We start from the raw sequence: 15,299 nt of genomic DNA, 5'->3' as shown, positions 1-15,299 counted from the left end.
TTTATAATCCTTGAACAACCTCTAATAGATCAACTCTTCCCGAATTGAAATCCCATGTGCCGCACAGTAATCTCGATACTTCTTCAGCACCGTATAGACATCGTCTTGGCCAATGATTTGATTATTCTCATCAAAATATTGCAGTGCCCCGCCAAGAATAAATAACGTCTCTACCTCCTCATCCCCCGTTATCAACGTATGAATATCTCCAGGCGGTTCGAAAATAAATGTACCCGGCGTTGCGATCCAGTCCCGTCCTTCATACCGCCATTGCCCCTTCAGATGATACCCGATGACACTACCTCCGGTATGTCGATGACGCGTTAATCTTTTGTTTGGTTTGATTCGGAATAAATACGTCCATGTCCCTGTCGACAGATCAAACCTTAACGGCTTGAAATAGCAGTTTATTTCACCTTCATCAAAAGGCACCCACGGCAAGTCATCCTGATGGATAACTTTCTCCGGCAATTGTAATTGTTCAGCGAGTTGTATGACGGAATCTTTAATAAGCTGTCTCATGCTTCTTCATCCTTTCCCCAACCGAGTGCGACTTCCGTAAGTCGATCCTCCCCGATTTTGATTTCTTTGCTTGCTATTACTTGTCCGCCGAGTTTCTTATAGAAATGAAGTGATGGATTATCTTCGAGTACCCAGACCATGAATGATGAATAATCCCACTGTTTGAGCGCATCCACGAAAGTATCGAAGAGCTGTCTGCCATACCCGAGCCCTTGGACTTCTTCTAACAAATAAATGGTATAGAGTTCAGCATCATACCCTAATTCAGGTTGTCTGCTCTTCCCACCGTGAAAGAATCCATTGATCGTCCCGTCTTCATCTTCCAGCACATAAATCACGCTATCGGAGTGACCCCGTTCGAAGATTTGAGCCCATTTCTTGATGCGTCCTTCCATGGTCAGGTTAGATAGAACCGACTCTGAGATGATTCCCTGATACGTGGACCGCCAGCTCTCCATATGAACATGAGCTATCCCTTCGATATCCTTTTCAATGGCTAATCGGATACGCATCTTTGCTTCCCTCACCTTCAAATTTGAGGCCGCCGAACCATAAATCGATTGTCGTCCTTCACAAATCCATATTGCTCATAAAGTCCATGTGCATCCGCCGTTCCCAGAAATCCAGATAAGCCTTGTAAATCCTCGCTATGAATGATCGTGTCAATGAGCTTCTTGCCAATGCCTTGCCCTCTAAACTCGGAATCGATCACCACGTCACACAGCCAATAGGTTGTCGCCCAATCTGTAATGACACGTGCGAAACCAATCTGCCGATTCCCTTGATACACGCCATAACATAACGAATGTTCGATTGATTTGCGCACCTTGTCCACGGGTCTATTGTCAGCCCAATATGTCATCGATAGCAACTGATAGATCTTATCAAAATCTAATTTCAATCGATCCGTGCTGATCAGAATATCACCAAATACCATGTTCATAAGATCTTCCCCTATCGCTGCTTATTTCTTTGCATTGTTGAATCTAAATATCAACTTTTCCCCGTCATCCCTTGTCTCGCGCTGCTCCTCTTTGAAACCGGAAGAAGTATACTGCTGAATCGTTCTTCTCCAGAAGGACTGTGCTCTCTTATTGCTTTCCGTCGGATTGGTCTGGAGCTCCCACTGGCCGAGGTAGCTTTCATTTACCGCAATTCCTTCGTTAAAAATAGAGCAATATCATCGTCAATCCGAATATGATCTCCGTACCCGATATACTTTTCCCCGTTATGTATGCCTTTCCCATCTGGAATATAACCGCGCTTCGCATACAAAATCTGAGCATTCCCGTAATCGGAGAATAGGCCCACACCTATTCCTGCTACCGCTGATCTCTCCTTGATAACGGCTTCTGCTTGATCCATTAAGATCGAACCAATGCCTTGACGGCGATATCGGATGAGGACATTAAAATCATTAATTTCGGGAATCCCCTGTGCACGAAAAGATGGATAAGTCGAATGCCACAGCACATTCAGGTATCCCGCAAAAACACCGTCCACCTCAGCGATGATCGTAACGCGTTCGCCCTTCTGATGCTCCTGAGCGTATCGTTCATACAGGCTTTGCGGCTTGTTCCAACCCTGTTCTGCGAATGCACTAGAGATGATCGCCGGATCGCCCTCATGTATGGTTCGGCACTGAATGTTCATCGAAATCCCTACTTTCCTGATTGTTATCTTGCTGATATTTATTCGAAAGTGACCTCATCCGCATTCTTCAAGCTCGCGAACCATTGCAATACATTGTTATGATGTTGAATAATCTGGTCCGCCGTAAGATCGTTAGAATCCCATGTACTATGCGTGTCCTTCACTAACGTAACTTGATAACCCTGGCTGCGAGCTGCTCTACATGTCGTGTCTACGCATATTTCGCTCTGAATCCCTGCGAGGACAACTTCGTTAATATCCCGCTGTACCAGTTCCTGTCTTAGCTTCGTCTCAAAGAAGGAGTCCGGTGTTTCTTTGTGAATAATCACATCTGTCTCTTGCGGCGCAATAGACGGGTGAATCAACCACCCCTGCGAACCACGTTCAAGCGGCGTACCTTCCCTTTCCTCATGCTGCACATAGAAAATCGGTATGTGATTTGAGCGAGCCTTGGTGATCAAGCCCTGAATCTTGTGAAGCAATGCTTCACCCTGATAGACTGGGTCCGATGGATCGAACATTGCATTCTGGACATCAATGATAATTAATGCTTGCTGATTCGATGTCCTCATAGTTCACCTCTTCGTCTACAATCTCCGGATCATTACACCATTGCCGTATACAATGAATATCTTCTTGACGGTATTCTCTTAAAAGGATGCGATCTCCGATAAGTCTAGACATGGGTACACTCCCCTTTCGAGATCGAACCCACCTTAGCGCTTTCTCCCGAACCATAACTCTTTACCGTCTCATGCAATGTCTTCTGCTGCACATCATCCCATATAAAACTGAGCTCGAATGTTCCCGGTTCAAAGAACAATGGCAACCTGCGCTTGAACCAATCCTGCATCGGCAGTTGAAGAGCCTCATCGATTTCAACCCATAACAACTCGCCTTCTGGCGGATTCTTAAGCAATTCACCCTCAAAAGCGGTAACCAAATAGTTGAATACCATATATCTTAGCCCTTGATTCGGTTCACAGAATTCATCCAGACCTTTATATATAATGTCTTTCACGATTAGCCCTGTCTCTTCTCGAACTTCACGGATCGCACCGTCAACGATACTCTCTGGAAAATCCACCTTTCCCCCGGTGCGATATAACCTGGAAAACCTTTTTGATCCGGTCGATTGATAAGAAGTACCTTCGAGCCGTCCTGTACCATACACATCGTATATATTTTATGCGTTAATGCATCTGCCAATGGGATCACTTCCTAGCAGTATTTGTAAATCAATGATTCGATCTGTGCCATATGATGGCGGTTATGCCATACAAATCGTTGGAGCGCAATATCCAACGTGATGTTTCCTAACACTGCAGTTCGCAGCTTCTTATGAAAATCCACAGGCTCCATTCCACGCAAAAGGATGTAAAAACGCCGATGAAGCAGCTCAAGCAAAAATATTGAATCTTCGATAGGAATATGCTGATAATCATGAAGTTCCGCCCAGAGATCTTCTCGATATGTGCTCGACATTGGCTCATGTTCCGTCAATGCCCGCTTGAATCGAAGGTATGCGTTCATATCATTATCTGCAAGATGGTGAATGATTTGCCGAATGGTCCATCCTTCTTGCCGATAGGGTGTGTCTAATTGAATTGGACTGAGATCCTGTGTTATTGCTCTCAATCGATGACTCATTTCGGGGATCTGATGGATCAGATTGTTACGATCTTCATCCGTTATATTTATTGTTGGTTCGAACTGACCGATGGGAAACCGTATAGGGTCTAGCATTCTATTATCCATATGCCTATTTATTCCGTGTTGGTCGGTCTGCAATATATTTATCAAGTGCTTGGATCCCTCGACGAGCAAGCTTGATTAGAAGTACCAGCAGGTAAATAGATACACCAATGATTAAGATCCATAACAGTTGGATGATGGCTAATCCCCACGAAAAACTCATTGCTCATCCCTCATTCCCTTTGGATAATCTCACTTACTCACTTAACCTTCTAGTCACAAAATACGTCAAGCCCCGGATTTCGAAGGTAGTTAAACAACATTTTCACTTGCTCTTCCGTATTCCTCTCCGTTGACAGCTCAGGTAGATTCTCCTCGTCGAAAAATGCGACCTGCAGCGTCTCCATCCCCTCTTTGGCCTCACCGCCAATGATGTTGCACAGAATAAAGAACTTATAGACGTGGAACGGAGAAGGCGGGTGGTTATGAAATTTCTTATCGATCACGCCTAGGAGACGAACCGCTTCAACCTCAAATCCTGACTCTTCCCATACTTCTTTGACAACGACCTCTTTCGGTGATAGACCAATGTCTCCCCAACCCCCAGGCAATGCCCATGCTCCATCCAGACGTTCTTTGACCAGGAGAATCTTATTCTCTCTAAAAACAACACCACGTACGTCCACTTTCGGCGTAGCATACCCTGTCTCATTGGCAAAAAGCGCCCGAATCTGTTCAGACTCCACATCAGCGTACTCTCGCATAATCTCGATACTTAGATCTCTCAATTGTTGAAATCGTTCTAGATCATAGATGTCCTTGGAATATGCCAGACCGTTCTGACTAATGGCTTGGATCTGCTTCGCCCACTCTAACCATTTCAATTGCATGTTAAAAACCTCCTCATACAGTCTTATGTTGATACGACGAATCGTTTCCGTGTCTCGATAGCGTTTTTCAGCGCTTGGGTATCTCGCTCTACTCCTTTTGGTGTCCTGCTTAGCTAGATCCTCTCGAATGCTTCGCTTGGGTCACACCACGCAACATCCTCTGTCTCGAAGTCATGATTCGTGATTACGCCTGTCGGTTTCATCAAAAAATACTTTGTCGTGCATGTATCTGACACATACTCTCCTGGAATCTGAGCGATGATAGTGCACTCGTACCCTGTCTCTTCTAACACTTCCCGCAGGGCAATTTCTTCAGGGGTTCGAGCACCTCGCGTCGAAGCGCTTCCTCATTGCTCTCTCCTGCTTCGATTCCTCCACCAGGGAGCTTATAATAACCGTCCGATGACACGTGCATGAGCGCCATTTCCTTGGCATCGTTCCATACGATGGCTCTTGCAGCTTTGCGAATGCGGTACGGCATTTCTGTATCTGGTGATTTCGCACCCTGTTGATAGATTTCTTTAATTAGTTTCATGGGTTCTCCTTGCACCTACTTTCTCAGCAGCTCTTCCCTCGCCTCGATCAACCATGGGTGGACAAGTTTCAGCTTATGCCTTTGCTCCCAAATCTGATTGAGGTAGATCAGTATCGCTTGATCGATTTCGAGTGCATCCACATGGCGTCTCATCTCTTGTAAGTGCGGGTGTTCCCCAGGTAGATTCCATGAAATTTTATCAGAGACAAATAATACTTTGGCAATAAGACTCGCATTCACCTGATGTGTTGTATGGCTCTCGATGGCATCCAATATGTCCTGATCTGTAATGCCAAAAATCTCACGCGCCATACAGCTGGATAGCTTCTGGTGTACACTTCGATTGTATTTCCGTTCTTCATCGAGAATTTCAATGTCCAGCGCTTCAGCTGCATCTAACATCGTAGAAATCGGAATAACGTTACTAATATCATGAAGCAGTGCGGCTTGAACAACCTGCTCTGGATCTAATCCATATAGCCCAGCAATGCGCTCAGCTTCTCTCGCGACCTGCAAAGTATGCTCTAACGTTCTGAGGTCATCGTTCATCTGAAAAAAGTACGTGATATCTTGCGTTAAGTCACCCGTTTGATTAAATCCTTCGATAAAAGGCAGCAATACAAATTTCATAAGTACACTCCTATAAAAATATTTTCTGCTATTTCTTCTACAATCTGATCCCTATGTGCGCGGCGATCCCGTCAACAAGATCATGCAGTTCTCCTCGTCATGAGGATCAATCCGGTGGACCAGTTCAATTTACTCATAAAGAAATCTTCTCTCGTCTCCAAATACGCGATCAGCGCCTCCACCTTGGAACCATGGCCTTCTGGCCAATTGGGCTGCGGATTCAGATCGTCAATGATGTACAATCCCCCTGGAGCTACCATGTTCAGTGCTTCTTCGATTGAATAGAATTTTCCGGGCCACGTATCTGCGAAGATCACGTCGTATTGCTCATTCGCATGCTTTTCGATAAAATGTCCACCATCCTCTGTCACAAAGGTTGCCCGTGGATCATCTCCTAAAATCTCTCTGGCAATGGTTGCACAAACTTCATCCATTTCAACGGTGGTTAAACGACTCTCCTGATCCATCCCTTCCAGAATCCATGCGGTTGAAAACCCTACACCAGTACCCAATTCAAGAATATTGGCACGTCTATAGGACGCTACAAGCATCCGAAGGAAACTTCCCGTTAGTTCATCACATGAGGCTATAAAACCGATTTCTGATGCCTTATGAACAAGGATTGAAGTTGAAGCAGGAACGTGAATATTGTTGTGATCTTCCATCATGATCCCTCCGTGTTTATTAAATAAATTTGCTTATTTTCTGTAAGACGTCTTCCCAATCGCGTGCCGAATTATTAATGACCAATTTATAAAGATCAAGTTGATCAATGATGTCTAACTCATAGTGTTTACGCTTCTTTAGCACTTCACATAGCCCGGTCAGCCCTTCATACCCATTAGATTTTCCATACCCCTGTTCTGTGAAATACCAAATGAAGTATTCCAGCCATTCCTTCGATCGTTCTTGGATCACTCGATCTAATGAAGCTCTAATATCATCCTGATAGAAGTAAATTAACTTCGGACTTAACGGTTGAATAATAGCCACTAATCTCTTGATAAACTCACTTATTACGGATAGGGAACAATTATGTCGACCGAACATCATTGTCATTGGATTCTGAAGAAAACAGCATTCTAAAATAACGATCTCCTTGGACTTCTGAGCATTACTAACGAATTCTTGCCATCTGCGTGCTATCAACTCTTGATATGTATCAACGGATAATTCATATACATCGAATCTACGCAATTCATCCATGGCATCCTGATCCACATCGATAGGATGTTGTTCTTGATATATTCCATAGTAGATTAGATGATATGCATCGACAACTTGTATAAAGGGAGCTATCGCTTCCATAAACAAAGGGTGCTTCCTTTGAAGGTTTCCTATCTCACTTGCGTTAAGACATGCCACTGATTCATAATCAGCCGGATGATTCACATCTCCCTCTAGATATAGACGATTCGAAATCTGGTCCATATCAAGCTTGTCCTTGATATATTGAGCTGTAGATGTTTTCCCTGATCCGGGTATACCTTCGACTATAATGAGTTTTGTTGGGTTCATGTGCACTACTCCTTCTGAAGCTGCTCTATCAGCTCTCTCACATCTCTTCGATTCTTCAATACGAATATACGTTTACTGGAATCCAGTCCTTTAAGCCGTTGCAGCACCTGTTGCCTTGTCTGCTTGTTATAGTTCCAGACCCAGCGAATGAAAGATCCATCTAGCTTTTCCGGGCAATCTTCGATTCACAATATTCAACCTTCCCTTAATAAACAAAACCCGTCCAAGCTCATCTTGAATGATTCTTCTGAACAGAAGAAGGCTCCATTGTTGATGCAAGGCGAGTTTTCAACTTTTGTAACTAAGCTGAACCAATAAAATAAGTAATCCCAAAGCTAATCAGCCCCGAGATAATCAATGCGAACGGCACGCTTCGGAATCTCATCACTCTATTTTCTAATGTATACATGTATGGTCCTTGGCGCTTAATCTCTTGCATTTCCCGCTCTAGCTCTATTGTCGAATGGATCGAGTTATACCCAGGCACAACCATTCGGTTACCAAAGGACCGTCCCTGCATCGATCCATAAATACCAATCAGCAATACGATTAATCCAATTACAAAGGTCACGGTCGAATATACGAATTCATAATAATAACTGATTCCATAAGAGGCTAGAAAAATCAATCCAACCGTAAGAAAAATAAAGAACACATAACGATTCCATCCCTTGCGAACGAACTTCATCAACTCACCTCGGCAAACGTATTTATTATTTATTGTCCTTCTCATTTCCGCGTTTAAAATTCCCCGTGACTTTCGCCATGATTAACTGGGCTTCCTTGAAATCCGTATTCGCGATTCTCTCCATAAACTTCTCGCTATGCTTCCCAGATAGAATCGTCACTTGCTTACCCATCCAATAGATGAACACTTTGTTATCCTTCGTCTGTTTGTAAGTGAATATTTCTTCATCCAATCTGTTTCGTTTGTCAATATTACTGATATTGAACACTTCCTCTTCCCATTACGTGATAACAAATAAACCCACATGGTATGTGGGATATCCCTAAATTAACATAATGTTCACCATAAGGATAATTATAACATATGGGCGAAAATCGTAACTATGGGAACAAACCCTAAATTTCCTTTAAGTGTTTACTCCTTTTGTCAGAGGGGCGTCGACCTCAGAATCCGGTACAATTTTGCTGCAAAAAAAAAGACCCTTTGCCTTTCAAAGGAAAGACATCAAGCCTTATGATCAAACCATTATCTCTTGCGCAAATACACTCTAGCCTTTATTTTCACCACAGCTACTCGATGTTACGCGTCATCATGTAATACCCAGGAACCGGTTGGTATCCAAGGCTTCGATTGATATTCAGCATCGGCGCGTTGAGCGAGTCATTATTCGTGCGAATATAACGATAGCCTCTCTTTAACGCTTCACGAATCGATTGTATTTTCAGCGCTCTAGCAATCCCTTGACCTCGATACGCGCCATCTACTCCCGTAAAGCTGTTGTACAGACTCTCCGATTCTGGATGTGCCGTAAGCTGCACGACGCCAACTGGGCGGTCATCATCAAGAACCAACAGTGCCAATGACCTGTCAAAGTCCTCTTTATCGAGCGTCCACTTGCGCCATTCGCTATACCACATGTACACCCCTTCAAAGCCAGGAATATCTTCGTGCGTCGTTCGATACAACTCATATAACCATTGTTCAAAGGCCTCACCAGGCCGATCGGTTAATGTTACCATTTGTAAGGAATCGTTATCGAAATGGGCAGGCTGCTCTAATAACTCACTGCTGAAATTAGATAATTCAATACATGATTCGAACAAATGCCGCTCTTGTGTGAAGCCTCGCTTGGCTGTAAATGCCAAAGAACCCGGATCATCATCTCGAAGATCGGAAATCACGCGATTCGCTTGCACCTCCGACGTATACGTCATTAGCACTTCATAGAGCGCACACCCTACACCCTGATTCCGTACACTTGGATCCACAATGATTTGCTCATATAACACACCTGGCGCTGACCACGGCGCACGCCAAGCATGTGCATATCCAATCGTTCTCCCCTCACCGTCTTCCGCAATCCAACGCGGTCGATCATGCCCGGTTAACCGTCCTTCTTCATCGCGACTTAGCGAACCAACAGCAGGAATCCGTGCATCATCCTCCGCTAAATCCTTAGCCGTAACCAATTCCGATGCAATGAGATTGATCAATTTCGCTACATCATCATAATCATCAGGAACGACCATTGGTCGAATAATAATATTCATCGATATTCTCCTCTAATTCTATATAATAATCGTCGCATTCGTAGATCCACTCTCAATCTCCACCGGCTTAATCTCTTGAAATAGAAACGGCTCTACTCGCAAAAAATCCCGGATAATCGCTTGCGCATAGGGTTGTTCACCGATTAAATTGCTTATTTCTGCTGGATTGGCAGCATGATGCGAATAATTTCCGATCAGCACCATGACGAAGAAAGTCTCCAGATGTTGAAGATCCTCCTCCGTCAAGCTTCTAACCTGTAGATAGCCTTGCATGAACATGGCTCGATGCTTCGGATATAAGCCAAGGATCGTGCTGGCCACGTCATACAGATAATATCCGTAACTACAGCGGCCGAAATCGATCGGAAAAGGCATACCATCATGGAACACGATATTCCCGGTATGCAGGTCTCCATGGATAAGACCATAATTATCGTTATTCTTATTTATATCCGCGAGGGAAGCTAAGATTTGATCCGCAGCAGACCGGTACATCCCCCAAGCTGCATTCGATAGAAACCGATCATGATAGGTCTCTAATCGAGCGACTTCTTCTCTAAAACTCTCTGCACCCAATGTTGGTCGAACAAAATGACCTGGAGGGTTGAATTGCGCCACAGCATCATGCAGTTTGCCCGCCATGACGCCCATATTGTAGGCATCGCTATCTGTCATCTCACCTGACGGCGATTCCCCTTCCACCCAGCGCATGATGGTGACATAAGGACTTCGATAGCCCACTTCCGTAGCTACCTCCAAGATACAGGCTCCATCCTTGCACGCCAGCCCCGTGGGTACCGTCATCCCAGCCTCTTGACTCAGGAATTGCAGCAGAATAAGCTCGGAGCGGATTTGCTCCTTCGTGCATCGATCGGCATGAATGCGAAGCAGATACGTTTCTCCTGAAGAAGTTTCTATTTTATACGTAATCGAGTCGGATAATTGAATGAATGTAATGTGTTCCCACGCTAAATGGTATTGTTCCATGGCGGACAGAGCGACTTGCCTTGCCCTTGCTAATAAGGATGACCGTTTCTCATCCGTGTCCATTTGAAAAAAATCTTGCATGTCGTACCCCCGCTTTGAAGTCTGGTATATCTCAACATTATAAATAAGGAAATAACGACAAATATAGGCAGAAAATATTTCAAACTGTTCTATGCACAAAAAAGCCACATTAGTATGACATCCAATGTGACTTCTATGAACTACTTTTTTGAATATACAATTTTCTTAATGCTATCATAGGATAGGCAAAACTGGTCTGATAGCTGATCGATCGAGGTACCCACCGAGAATTTCTGACGAATCTCTTCATTTCTACGGCTAAGATACACCCTGCTTCCCGATTTTTCGCCCCATTTCTTGCGAAGCCCTGCTGGCTTCGGGACATATAACATGCCGCCTGGCACATATTTCTGTAATTCCTTCAGTAAATGATCGGGAAGGACAACATCTGCATTGATATATTTCATATTCGCTCTACTCCTTAAAATTTATATTGCTTTTTTAAGGTAGCAAAGTCTATATGACGAACATGACCATGCATTCATGCATCAATGGATGACGGTTATTAGTTTATAGCTCCACACAAACAACCGCCGTTGTTCGTAATATAGACTTGCATGGAGCTGATTATAAATCTGGTTAAACACATATACGAAGCCTCCTTTCTCATGTTGATGGTGAATCAACCATAAATTCCCTTAACTATAACATATTTCTTCCTCTGTAGGATATGATTTCAATAAATCGCTACAGAATCATGATCACTTCTTAGGACGTGCCCATATCAAATGGATCATATCCATCCAATGGTGCTCTTCCCGCTCTACGCTAAGGCCTGCCTGCTGCAGCATGCCCATCGTATCTCGGTTCAAGTGACAGCCTACCATTCGCCGGAACATGGGATTGATGAGGTTCTGCATATGCCGAACCATCGGTTTGGAGCTTGCACCATGCTCCATCAGAAGGATCTGCCCATCAGGCTTGCACCACTTATTCAATGAAGCTAGCACGACCAGAGGATTCTCGTAACCGCAAAAAGATAACGTCGACACGATCGTATCAAATGTATTCGGATCGAATGATAGGGACTCAACATCTGCACGAATGAACTCTACGTTCAGGCGATGTTCCGCAGCGCCCCTTTGCGCGGACAACAGCATTTCATGACTGAAATCCACGGCAATGACTTCCACACCCTTCGGGTAAAATGGAAAATTAGCACCCGCGCCAACAGAAATCTCTAGTACTTTGCCATAAGCGCAAGATACCAGTGGTTCCCTCCATTTTCTGTCCGAGGCGTTCTTCCTTCTGCGATCATACACGCGTGCCTGTTTATCGAATTTATGTATAAGCTTGTCTTTGTTCACGATGATACCTCCATGAAGTTAGCAGTTATTATGTCAATGCGATGCTATATCTATTTAGTACACTTCTGGATGGGCTGAGATAAAGGACTCGATTGATTGTTATACATAGTTAGAAATCCCTCTGTCCCTTAGCTCAGTCCAGAGCTTCTTGATGATTTGTTCTGTATTCGGATCGAAATGAATGACTACGCCATACATCATCTCACCCCATCGTCTCGATCTGTTCAAGCAGCTTCACGAGGATTCCTAGCGCTTGCTTCTCGTCTTGCATCAATTTCCGCAAGATCTCGATGCACGCTTGTCTGTCCATGTCATCCAGTAATTCACGCGGCTGTTCATAAGGGTACTTGTGAACCAAATGCGTATAATTTGCTGCAATCTGGGTGTACTTCTCCATCGCTTCGTCGATCAGATCTGAAGAGATTCCAAGCCCTAAATCCTTCAATTCATTGAAGAAGTGAACGGCATTTCTTCTTGCATCCGCAATCGCTTCGAGGGTGAGGCTAAAATAATATTTCTCTATTTTATTGTGCTCAAGCGCCTTCATCCACCCGATATATGCTTGTTCGCCTACAACATACGTATGGTGATGCCAATACATCACACCCTGCTGATTCAAGGCAATGACAAATTGAAGAGCTTCTCTTAGCGCATCCAATGGCTCGATTGCTGGGATTATTTTCGCCCAATGTAATGAGATGAGTCTTGGTCCACTAGCAATAGGATTTAGAGCGCTGCGGTTGCGACAGTAACGACATGGACAATAAGAAAGACCAAGCTGATCCCACGGAATGACATCATCCCAATTCTCATGTCCCTCACCGCCATGCCACGAGTGCGTATAATACCCCTCTGCATCCACCCCATAGACAAGAGAGGTTTGATTTTCAATATCTAGATTTTTCGCAAAAACAGGGTATCCCTGATCAATAGCGGTGTAAGCTTGATGCCAAATGTCTTGCTGAAGCGCTCTGAACTGATCCTGCTCCGCGTAAGTGTGTACCCCTTCTATGTCCAATCCAATATTGCGCGCCAGCTTGAAAATCTGCGATTCTGGTGGTCCAGCATTGGGCTTCTTGAAACCGTGATCATGCACCAGAAGAAAAGCCATGCCTGTCATCCCATAGATCCATGATGCGGAAGTAGGCACCTTGTAATAGTTCAGAACAGATAGAAGAGCTCCAATCTGTGATGCCTCTAAGCCGCTAAAATGATAGTTGTCCAACTCGACTTTATGGTTGATTCGCTCCAACTTTATAAACCTCCTTGTGAAGAAATTCCTTGGTCACCGCTATACATGTCATAGATTCATCCGATTTATAGGCTGGATGGAACGGATTCATAAATCCATGTTCGCCTTCGATTACCTCAATTGTTGTGTTACTCTTTCCTTGAAGTCTCTCCGCTAACGCCAATACATCAAATGACTTCTCATGGTTCGCAAAGAACAATAAAGCAGGGCATTCCGGCACAATATATAGGTGATTTCGAATTCTTGATCCATAGAATCCGATGATGCCGTCTACACCAATTTCGCTATTCATCCACGCAAGGGTTGCCCCGACACTAAAGCCCATCAGGAAGATTCGGTCATAACGCTCCCGGTTCGCGAGCACCATTTGCTTTACTTCAGCAGCCGTTTGATCGAACCCAATCTCATTCACAAAAAAGTGATACGCTTGCTCATCTTGGTCATATGTAAATGCTTGACCATGTAACAGATCGGGGGTAAGCACGTCATAACCTTCTTGGACCAACATGTCCCGGTAATAGTATGTATGATCGTTGACCCCATATATTTCGTGTAGGATGATGACAAGTGCGTTTTTTCGTGCGTTAGTATTCATTATGGAAACCTCCGTCTTTCGTCTATCACATTACTAAAAATCCGATTTTAGCCATATTTCGAATCAGCATATATCCCTCTTCAATATCGCAAAAATCGCGGCATCCACAAATCTATCCTTCAGATAGAAATAGTCCTGCAACACACCTTCTTCCTCAAACCCTGCTTTCTCCAACACTTTTCTCGAACCGATATTATCTTGAAAAATCTGCGCTTCTATTCGATTCAATCCAATCTCATGAAATCCACACCTGATAACCGCATCCAATACTTCACTCATATACCCTTGACGCCAGTACGCAGGAGATAATTCATAGCCGATCTCAGCTCTGCGATTCTTCTGCGACCATTTATGAAAACCACAGGTTCCGATGACGCGATCTTCCAATTTCAATGTGACGCCCCATCGAATGCTACGTAGACGGCTGAAACTGTCTATCCACATTTGAATCAAATCTTCCGCTTGTTTACGTTCTGTAAAGGTGGCTAAATCGTAGTACTCCGTTACCTCGTCATTGGAAAAATAATCATACAAGTCTGATGCATCATCAAGCCGCAGTTGTCGAAGCTTTAATCTTTCCGTTTCTAAGACAGGAAACTCCATGATCGTTCTCCTCGCTTTCGTGTTATTTCATCCATGCACTGATGAATATGATCACGGCCATCATGATCAATGCCCCGATAAAAAAATAGCCAAATACCCTGATCGGTTTTGGCAAGTCATTGAAGTCTATTCTCTTCGGCGATCCTCCGCCGGTGGTTTACCAGAAAGCCTCTTGATGAATGATATCTCCTTCTTTATCCAAGAAATTGATTGATCCACCTGCGTCAAATTCATCTCCTAGGTCAACAAACATTCCTTTTTGCCCATGATATTCAATGATTCTACTTTGTTTGGAATTACCGATATCTAGTGTATGGGTTTTCTTCATCAGTTCGTCGTCATACACGACAAAATACAGCAATCCATCATTGATTCTTGCATAGGCCTTCACTTCGCTTGATGCAGGCTCCCATCCAACGCCCATGGACAACAATTCACCTTCGATCGGGTCTTTCTCAACACGGATGAGTTCATTTTCCGTTAGAATTAGCGTTTCCTTTGGTTGAACATGTATATCTAGGGGTTTGATTTTGTTCTCATCCATATAAAGTCGTAACTCTTTGTCGGTAGGGTGTGTTTGCAGGACATTAATATCCCCTGAATTTATCCCCTCATGACTGTAGGAACCCATGAGCATTAATAATAGAAGTGCTATTTTCAAGAATTTTCCTCCTAGAAGCATAATGATCTATTATAATCACAATTCTAATTTTTCACTAGCAGATTATTGGGTGATGACCGTATCTCCTACATTCATCTACCTTCTATTATTTTCCTAGCAATTGCAGTTCGC

The 15,299-nt window shown here is 43.9% G+C and carries 24 protein-coding genes and 1 pseudogene; all 25 read right to left on the bottom strand.

Annotated elements, in window-relative coordinates:
* Positions 1-21 precede the first annotated feature (21 nt).
* Positions 22-522 carry a 2,4'-dihydroxyacetophenone dioxygenase family protein gene (locus tag C558_RS0115695; protein ID WP_018757245.1) on the bottom strand — a complete coding sequence of 167 codons (501 nt, stop codon included), beginning with the start codon at positions 520-522 and terminating at the stop codon, positions 22-24.
* Positions 519-1,034 carry a GNAT family N-acetyltransferase gene (locus C558_RS0115690; RefSeq protein ID WP_018757244.1) on the bottom strand — a complete coding sequence of 172 codons (516 nt, stop codon included), beginning with the start codon at positions 1,032-1,034 and terminating at the stop codon, positions 519-521. The genes C558_RS0115695 and C558_RS0115690 overlap by 4 nt, the downstream gene beginning before the upstream one ends.
* A 17-nt stretch (positions 1,035-1,051) precedes the next feature.
* On the bottom strand, positions 1,052-1,465 hold the full coding sequence (locus C558_RS0115685; RefSeq protein WP_018757243.1) for a GNAT family N-acetyltransferase: 414 nt from the start codon (positions 1,463-1,465) through the stop codon (positions 1,052-1,054).
* Positions 1,466-1,668: 203 nt separating this feature from the next.
* Positions 1,669-2,175 carry a GNAT family N-acetyltransferase gene (locus C558_RS0115680; protein ID WP_018757242.1) on the bottom strand — a complete coding sequence of 169 codons (507 nt, stop codon included), beginning with the start codon at positions 2,173-2,175 and terminating at the stop codon, positions 1,669-1,671.
* Between the two features lie 38 nt (positions 2,176-2,213).
* On the bottom strand, positions 2,214-2,747 hold the full coding sequence (locus tag C558_RS0115675) for a cysteine hydrolase family protein (RefSeq protein WP_018757241.1): 534 nt from the start codon (positions 2,745-2,747) through the stop codon (positions 2,214-2,216).
* Positions 2,710-2,859: a hypothetical protein gene (locus C558_RS35205; RefSeq protein ID WP_425413942.1), complete on the bottom strand. Its 150-nt coding sequence runs from the start codon at positions 2,857-2,859 to the stop codon at positions 2,710-2,712. Before C558_RS35205 ends, C558_RS0115675 begins: the two co-directional genes overlap by 38 nt.
* Positions 2,852-3,351, bottom strand: a pseudogene (locus tag C558_RS31150) (NUDIX domain-containing protein). Before C558_RS31150 ends, C558_RS35205 begins: the two are co-directional and overlap by 8 nt.
* A 45-nt stretch (positions 3,352-3,396) precedes the next feature.
* Positions 3,397-3,933, bottom strand: coding sequence for a YfiT family bacillithiol transferase (locus tag C558_RS0115665; protein WP_026263943.1), 537 nt, complete (start codon positions 3,931-3,933; stop codon positions 3,397-3,399).
* A 4-nt stretch (positions 3,934-3,937) separates the two neighbouring features.
* Positions 3,938-4,093, bottom strand: coding sequence for a hypothetical protein (locus C558_RS34285; RefSeq protein WP_018757238.1), 156 nt, complete (start codon positions 4,091-4,093; stop codon positions 3,938-3,940).
* Between the two features lie 49 nt (positions 4,094-4,142).
* Entirely contained in the window at positions 4,143-4,760 is a 618-nt protein-coding gene (locus tag C558_RS0115655; protein ID WP_018757237.1) for an NUDIX hydrolase, read from the bottom strand.
* A 113-nt stretch (positions 4,761-4,873) separates the two neighbouring features.
* Positions 4,874-5,053, bottom strand: a complete 180-nt coding sequence (locus C558_RS35200) for an NUDIX hydrolase (protein WP_169445387.1) — start codon at positions 5,051-5,053, stop codon at positions 4,874-4,876.
* Positions 5,047-5,295, bottom strand: a complete 249-nt coding sequence (locus C558_RS31145) for an NUDIX domain-containing protein (protein ID WP_018757236.1) — start codon at positions 5,293-5,295, stop codon at positions 5,047-5,049. The genes C558_RS35200 and C558_RS31145 overlap by 7 nt, the downstream gene beginning before the upstream one ends.
* 15 nt (positions 5,296-5,310) lie before the next feature.
* Positions 5,311-5,925, bottom strand: a complete 615-nt coding sequence (gene yqeK / locus C558_RS0115645) for a bis(5'-nucleosyl)-tetraphosphatase (symmetrical) YqeK (protein ID WP_018757235.1) — start codon at positions 5,923-5,925, stop codon at positions 5,311-5,313.
* A gap of 80 nt (positions 5,926-6,005) precedes the next feature.
* Complete coding sequence (locus C558_RS0115640) at positions 6,006-6,593, bottom strand: O-methyltransferase (protein WP_245583811.1); 588 nt, start codon at positions 6,591-6,593, stop codon at positions 6,006-6,008.
* Positions 6,594-6,609: 16 nt separating this feature from the next.
* Complete coding sequence (locus C558_RS0115635; RefSeq protein ID WP_018757233.1) at positions 6,610-7,443, bottom strand: P-loop NTPase family protein; 834 nt, start codon at positions 7,441-7,443, stop codon at positions 6,610-6,612.
* 301 nt (positions 7,444-7,744) lie between these two features.
* On the bottom strand, positions 7,745-8,131 hold the full coding sequence (locus tag C558_RS0115630; RefSeq protein ID WP_018757232.1) for a hypothetical protein: 387 nt from the start codon (positions 8,129-8,131) through the stop codon (positions 7,745-7,747).
* A gap of 25 nt (positions 8,132-8,156) precedes the next feature.
* A complete protein-coding gene (locus tag C558_RS0115625) occupies positions 8,157-8,390 on the bottom strand; it encodes a hypothetical protein (RefSeq protein WP_026263942.1) in 234 nt (77 codons plus the stop codon).
* A gap of 310 nt (positions 8,391-8,700) precedes the next feature.
* Positions 8,701-9,681, bottom strand: coding sequence for a GNAT family N-acetyltransferase (locus C558_RS0115620; RefSeq protein WP_018757230.1), 981 nt, complete (start codon positions 9,679-9,681; stop codon positions 8,701-8,703).
* 18 nt (positions 9,682-9,699) lie between these two features.
* Positions 9,700-10,749, bottom strand: coding sequence for a phosphotransferase enzyme family protein (locus tag C558_RS0115615; protein WP_018757229.1), 1,050 nt, complete (start codon positions 10,747-10,749; stop codon positions 9,700-9,702).
* Positions 10,750-10,889: 140 nt separating this feature from the next.
* Positions 10,890-11,156: a CD3324 family protein gene (locus tag C558_RS0115610; RefSeq protein ID WP_018757228.1), complete on the bottom strand. Its 267-nt coding sequence runs from the start codon at positions 11,154-11,156 to the stop codon at positions 10,890-10,892.
* Positions 11,157-11,450: 294 nt separating this feature from the next.
* Positions 11,451-12,056 (bottom strand): class I SAM-dependent methyltransferase, encoded by a 606-nt coding sequence (locus C558_RS0115605; RefSeq protein ID WP_018757227.1) that lies wholly within the window; start codon positions 12,054-12,056, stop codon positions 11,451-11,453.
* Positions 12,057-12,258: 202 nt separating this feature from the next.
* Positions 12,259-13,308, bottom strand: a complete 1,050-nt coding sequence (locus C558_RS0115600; protein WP_018757226.1) for a hypothetical protein — start codon at positions 13,306-13,308, stop codon at positions 12,259-12,261.
* Positions 13,289-13,903 carry a dienelactone hydrolase family protein gene (locus tag C558_RS31140; RefSeq protein ID WP_018757225.1) on the bottom strand — a complete coding sequence of 205 codons (615 nt, stop codon included), beginning with the start codon at positions 13,901-13,903 and terminating at the stop codon, positions 13,289-13,291. The genes C558_RS0115600 and C558_RS31140 overlap by 20 nt, the downstream gene beginning before the upstream one ends.
* A 63-nt stretch (positions 13,904-13,966) precedes the next feature.
* A complete protein-coding gene (locus C558_RS0115590; RefSeq protein WP_018757224.1) occupies positions 13,967-14,506 on the bottom strand; it encodes a GNAT family N-acetyltransferase in 540 nt (179 codons plus the stop codon).
* Between the two features lie 157 nt (positions 14,507-14,663).
* A complete protein-coding gene (locus C558_RS0115585) occupies positions 14,664-15,167 on the bottom strand; it encodes a hypothetical protein (protein WP_018757223.1) in 504 nt (167 codons plus the stop codon).
* Positions 15,168-15,299 lie beyond the last annotated feature (132 nt).

This window comes from Paenibacillus terrigena DSM 21567 (assembly GCF_000374845.1).
Classification (GTDB): domain Bacteria; phylum Bacillota; class Bacilli; order Paenibacillales; family Paenibacillaceae; genus Paenibacillus_K; species Paenibacillus_K terrigena.
The sequence above is the reverse complement of the archived record's forward strand: the minus strand, read 5'-3'. Positions and strand labels throughout refer to the sequence as shown.

What these genes read in the sequence shown, in the direction of transcription:
- C558_RS0115695 (WP_018757245.1), bottom strand. Translation starts at nt 522, where the DNA reads ATGAGACAGCTTATTAAAGATTCCGTCATACAACTCGCTGAACAATTA.
- C558_RS0115690 (WP_018757244.1), bottom strand. Translation starts at nt 1,034, where the DNA reads ATGCGTATCCGATTAGCCATTGAAAAGGATATCGAAGGGATAGCTCAT.
- C558_RS0115685 (WP_018757243.1), bottom strand. Translation starts at nt 1,465, where the DNA reads ATGAACATGGTATTTGGTGATATTCTGATCAGCACGGATCGATTGAAA.
- C558_RS0115680 (WP_018757242.1), bottom strand. Translation starts at nt 2,175, where the DNA reads ATGAACATTCAGTGCCGAACCATACATGAGGGCGATCCGGCGATCATC.
- C558_RS0115675 (WP_018757241.1), bottom strand. Translation starts at nt 2,747, where the DNA reads ATGAGGACATCGAATCAGCAAGCATTAATTATCATTGATGTCCAGAAT.
- C558_RS35205 (WP_425413942.1), bottom strand. Translation starts at nt 2,859, where the DNA reads ATGTCTAGACTTATCGGAGATCGCATCCTTTTAAGAGAATACCGTCAA.
- C558_RS0115665 (WP_026263943.1), bottom strand. Translation starts at nt 3,933, where the DNA reads ATGGATAATAGAATGCTAGACCCTATACGGTTTCCCATCGGTCAGTTC.
- C558_RS34285 (WP_018757238.1), bottom strand. Translation starts at nt 4,093, where the DNA reads ATGAGTTTTTCGTGGGGATTAGCCATCATCCAACTGTTATGGATCTTA.
- C558_RS0115655 (WP_018757237.1), bottom strand. Translation starts at nt 4,760, where the DNA reads ATGCAATTGAAATGGTTAGAGTGGGCGAAGCAGATCCAAGCCATTAGT.
- C558_RS31145 (WP_018757236.1), bottom strand. Translation starts at nt 5,295, where the DNA reads ATGAAACTAATTAAAGAAATCTATCAACAGGGTGCGAAATCACCAGAT.
- yqeK (WP_018757235.1), bottom strand. Translation starts at nt 5,925, where the DNA reads ATGAAATTTGTATTGCTGCCTTTTATCGAAGGATTTAATCAAACGGGT.
- C558_RS0115640 (WP_245583811.1), bottom strand. Translation starts at nt 6,593, where the DNA reads ATGATGGAAGATCACAACAATATTCACGTTCCTGCTTCAACTTCAATC.
- C558_RS0115635 (WP_018757233.1), bottom strand. Translation starts at nt 7,443, where the DNA reads ATGAACCCAACAAAACTCATTATAGTCGAAGGTATACCCGGATCAGGG.
- C558_RS0115630 (WP_018757232.1), bottom strand. Translation starts at nt 8,131, where the DNA reads ATGAAGTTCGTTCGCAAGGGATGGAATCGTTATGTGTTCTTTATTTTT.
- C558_RS0115620 (WP_018757230.1), bottom strand. Translation starts at nt 9,681, where the DNA reads ATGAATATTATTATTCGACCAATGGTCGTTCCTGATGATTATGATGAT.
- C558_RS0115615 (WP_018757229.1), bottom strand. Translation starts at nt 10,749, where the DNA reads ATGCAAGATTTTTTTCAAATGGACACGGATGAGAAACGGTCATCCTTA.
- C558_RS0115610 (WP_018757228.1), bottom strand. Translation starts at nt 11,156, where the DNA reads ATGAAATATATCAATGCAGATGTTGTCCTTCCCGATCATTTACTGAAG.
- C558_RS31140 (WP_018757225.1), bottom strand. Translation starts at nt 13,903, where the DNA reads ATGAATACTAACGCACGAAAAAACGCACTTGTCATCATCCTACACGAA.
- C558_RS0115590 (WP_018757224.1), bottom strand. Translation starts at nt 14,506, where the DNA reads ATGGAGTTTCCTGTCTTAGAAACGGAAAGATTAAAGCTTCGACAACTG.